We start from the raw sequence: 1054 nt of genomic DNA, 5'->3' as shown, positions 1-1054 counted from the left end.
GGCGGGCGGTCGTCGCGGCGACGGCGGCCGGGGAGCCCAGGCGCAGCGTGGACCTGGCCGGCCTCGGGTTCGCCCTGCTGCACCGTTTCCGGGCCCGGCACGATCCGCGGGACCTGGACGAGGCGGTGGACGTCCTGCGGTCCGCCGTGCCGGCCGCGGCGCCCGGCTTCGAGCGGCTCGCCTGCCGGTCCGACCTGTGCGTCGCGCTGTTCGCGCGGTACCAGACCCGCGACACGCGCGGCGACCTGGACGAGGCCGCGGGCATCGCGCGCACCGTGTCCCCGGCGGACGCGCCGGCCGGGGTGCTGCTCAACTTCGCCCACCTGCTCGACGAACGCGCGCGGACGGCCGGGGTGCTGGACGACCTCGACTTGGCTGTCGACCTCGTGCGCCGGTCCGTCGCGGCGACGGAAACCCCGCGGCCGCCGGTGGAACGACCGCACGGCTACCTCCGGCTGCTCGCCGACGGCATCTTCGACGACGGCGCGGTCCGGCGCGAACCGACGCTCGCCGAAGTGCTGCACCTGCTCGGCGCGTACCTGCGGCGGCGGTTCGCCTGGACGAACGTGCTGGCCGACGTGGACGAAGCGATCGAGGTGGCGCGCCGGCTGGTCGCGATGACCGGCGGCGAAGCCGGGCACACGCGTGCCCTCGCGACGCTGAGCTTCACGCTCAAGTCCCGGTGGCTCGAGGCCCGCCGGGAGCCGGACCTCGACGAAGCCGTGGCGACCGGACGGCGCGCGCTCGCCGGCAACCCCGAGGACCCCGGCCTGGCCGTCGCGCTGAGCGACACGCTGAAACACCGGTTCGACCACCACCGCGCCGGCCACGACCTCGACGAAGCGATCGAACTCGGCCGCCGCGCCGACGGCGATCGAGCCCCGGAGGCGTTCGGCAACCTGTCCGCGTTGCTGCGCGCCCGCTTCGACCGGGACCGCGACCCCGCCGACCTCGACGAAGCGATCGGCCTCGGCCGCCGCGCGGTCGAGGCCGGGCGGGACGACGCGTTCGACCAGCCGGCCCGGCAGTACGCACTGGCCCGCGCGCTCCTCGC

1 pseudogene is annotated in these 1054 nt (G+C 76.4%); it reads left to right on the top strand.

The features are described from left to right. Positions 1–47: 47 nt before the first annotated feature. Positions 48–1054, top strand: a pseudogene (locus G3I65_RS01255) (hypothetical protein); the annotation flags it as partial.

The sequence above is a fragment of the Amycolatopsis sp. SID8362 genome (assembly GCF_010550475.1).
GTDB classification, from domain to species: domain Bacteria; phylum Actinomycetota; class Actinomycetes; order Mycobacteriales; family Pseudonocardiaceae; genus Amycolatopsis; species Amycolatopsis eburnea.
The sequence above is the reverse complement of the archived record's forward strand: the minus strand, read 5'-3'. Positions and strand labels throughout refer to the sequence as shown.